The sequence below is a fragment of the Burkholderia sp. E168m23 genome (assembly GCF_016586125.1).
Taxonomy (GTDB): Bacteria; Pseudomonadota; Gammaproteobacteria; order Burkholderiales; family Burkholderiaceae; genus Burkholderia; species Burkholderia orbicola.
The window spans coordinates 1-2539 of record NZ_BCPP01000996.1; the positions used below are offsets into that span (position 1 = coordinate 1).

General features: G+C 69.0%; 3 protein-coding genes. 2 read left to right on the forward strand and 1 reads right to left on the reverse strand.

Going from position 1 to position 2539, the window contains the following annotated elements; all coding sequences use genetic code 11:
- The first annotated feature begins 193 nt into the window (after window positions 1–193).
- Window positions 194–775: a thioredoxin family protein gene (locus JMF90_RS33090; RefSeq protein WP_011546937.1), complete on the forward strand. Its 582-nt coding sequence runs from the start codon at window positions 194–196 to the stop codon at window positions 773–775.
- Between the two features lie 52 nt (window positions 776–827).
- Here JMF90_RS33090 and JMF90_RS33095 read toward each other — a convergent pair whose 3' ends face one another.
- The gene (locus tag JMF90_RS33095; RefSeq protein ID WP_011546936.1) at window positions 828–1466 is read right to left on the reverse strand and encodes an FMN-binding negative transcriptional regulator; all 639 of its coding nucleotides are present in this window, start codon (window positions 1464–1466) and stop codon (window positions 828–830) included.
- 123 nt (window positions 1467–1589) lie between these two features.
- Here JMF90_RS33095 and JMF90_RS33100 point away from each other — a divergent pair.
- Window positions 1590–2539 (forward strand): PLP-dependent aminotransferase family protein (locus JMF90_RS33100; protein WP_201326006.1); only part of this gene is annotated, 950 nt, incomplete at its 3' end.

Genomic DNA, 2539 nt, shown 5'->3' on the forward strand with positions numbered 1-2539 from the left:
TGTCCGCTGTTATACCGCACGGCGGGCACGCGTTTGTATCCCAATGTATCGCGCCAGCGTGGCGACACACAACGTTGCACATGCGCGGCGCGCCGGACACATCGCAGATACGTCGGCGCCGCCTAATGGGGCCTGTCGAAACCCGTCGGGCCGCCGCCCTCGCGCCGCGGCCCGCAAAGATCAGGAGAACGCCATGCTGCCCCGCCTCAAGACCGCCGCCCTCGTCATCGCCCTCGCCGCCACGGCGGGGCTCGCCGCCTTCGCCGGCACCCGCGACGACGCGGGCGTGCAGGCATCGCCGGCCGGCATGACGGCGCCCGCTTTCACCGGCATCGACCGCTGGCACAACAGCGCGCCGCTGACGCTCGACCAGTTGCGCGGCAAGGTCGTGCTCGTCGATTTCTGGACGTATTCGTGCATCAACTGCATTCATACGATCCCGTACGTGAACGACTGGTATCGGAAGTATCGCGACCAGGGGCTCGTCGTGGTCGGCGTGCATACGCCGGAATATCCGTTCGAGCGCGACGCGGGCAACGTCGCCGATGCGATCAGGCGCTTCGATATCCGCTATCCGGTCGCGCAGGACAACCGCTACGACACGTGGCGCGCGTACGGGAATCAGTACTGGCCCGCGCTGTACCTGATCGATGCGAACGGCAAGATCGTCTATACGCGTTATGGCGAAGGCGGGTACGACAAGACGGAGGCGGCGATTCGGGGGGCACTCACGCAGGCAGGGGAAGGGATGAAGAGTGCGACGCGCACGCAGTGACCTGGGCGGCGAGCGGGCGCGATACTGGCCCGCGCCCGCTCGCGTCACGCGCTCATTCGCGCTTCGCGTCGGCCTCCGCCAGCATCGCCTCCCCGATCACGAGCTTCCCGTCCGCGACCAGCGCTTCGCCTGCGCCGCGAATATCGGCCTCGGCCTTGTTCTGCCCGAGCTTGCGCTTGCCGACGAGCCGCGTGATCTCGATCTGCAGCCCGACGATCGCTTGCAGCATCGTGTCGATGTAGTCGGGCGGCGCGTCGCCCATTTTCCACGGCACCGGCTGCGACGCCTCATGCGTACGCGTTAGCCGTGCGACCACGCCGCGCACGAACTTCTCGTCGTCGCGCACCGTGATGCGGCCGTGCGCATGCACGACCCGGTAGTTCCACGTCGGCACCTGCCGATGCGCGACGTGCTTGCTCGGATACCAGTTCGGCGAGATGTATGCGTCGCCGGCGCGGAAGATCACGAGCACCTCGTCGCCGTCCGCGACGTCCTGCCAGACCGGATTCGCCCGCGCGACGTGCGCGTGCAGTTCGCCGAGCCCGCCGTCGTCGGGCATCAGTTCGAACGGAATGTGGTTCGCGTCGAGCCCGTTCTTGCCGCGCGTGATCAGGCTGCCGAACGGATGCTGCACGATCAGTTCGCGCAGCGCGTCGGGGTTGGGTTCGTTGAAATCGGCGGGGACGTACATGTCGGCTCCACGGTCGTGCGGGGTGGGAAATGGCGAGGGTGCTAGCCCGTCATGGTTCGATTGTGATCTCAAACTGGTTTATCCTGTAGAGCCGGTTTGAAACAATTTCAGCAGACCAGAATCATGGCAAGAACGGCCCGGATCGTCGAAATCCCGTCGCTCGGCGTGCTCGACCGCGCGGCCGGCGACCTGAGCCGCCAGCTCGCGCAGGCGCTGCGCGACGCGGTGCGCCGCGGCGACGTCCGGCCCGGCGATACGCTGCCTTCCACGCGGCTGCTGGCAGCATCACTGCACGTGGCGCGCGGCACCGTCGTCGACGCGTACGCGCAGCTCATCGCCGAAGGCTTTCTCGAATCGCGCGGCGGCGCGGGCACGCGGGTCGCGAATGCGCTCGCGGAACCATCGCCCGGCAACACTTCGGAATCGCCCACGCCGCGCGTGGACCCGGCGCGCCACGCCCTGCCCGAACCGGCCGCCGCCTTCGCGCGGCTCGCCCGCGAATTCAGCCCGCTGCCGGCGATGCCGTTCGCGATCTCGGTGCCGCTCGGCCTCACCGCGCCCGACGACATCTGGCGCCGGCTCGGCAACCGCCTGCGCGCCCGCGGCGCCGGCGCGCCGTCCGGCTATGCCGATCCGCAAGGCGCGCTGCCGCTGCGCGAAGCGATCGCCGACTACGTGCGCCGGTCGCGCTCGGTGCGCTGCGATGCCGGCCAGGTCGTGATCACGAGCGGCACGCAGCAGGGGCTGCATCTCGCGAGCCAGGTGCTGCTCGGCGCAAACGACCGCGCATGGGTCGAGAATCCGGCCTATCGCGGCATCACCGCGCTGCTCGAAAGCACCGGGCGGCGCGATGCGATGGTGCGCGTGCCGGTCGACGCCGACGGCCTCGACGTCGACGCCGGCATCCGCGTCGCGCCCGATGCGCGCGCCGCATTCGTCACGCCGTCGCATCAGTACCCGCTCGGCATGCCGCTGAGCATGGCGCGGCGCAATGCGCTGCTGGCATGGGCGCGCACGCACCGCGCATGGATCGTCGAGGACGACTACGACAGCGAGCTACGCTACGAAGGCTA

What these genes read in the sequence shown, in the direction of transcription:
- JMF90_RS33095 (WP_011546936.1), bottom strand. Translation starts at nt 1,466, where the DNA reads ATGTACGTCCCCGCCGATTTCAACGAACCCAACCCCGACGCGCTGCGC.
- JMF90_RS33090 (WP_011546937.1), top strand. Translation starts at nt 194, where the DNA reads ATGCTGCCCCGCCTCAAGACCGCCGCCCTCGTCATCGCCCTCGCCGCC.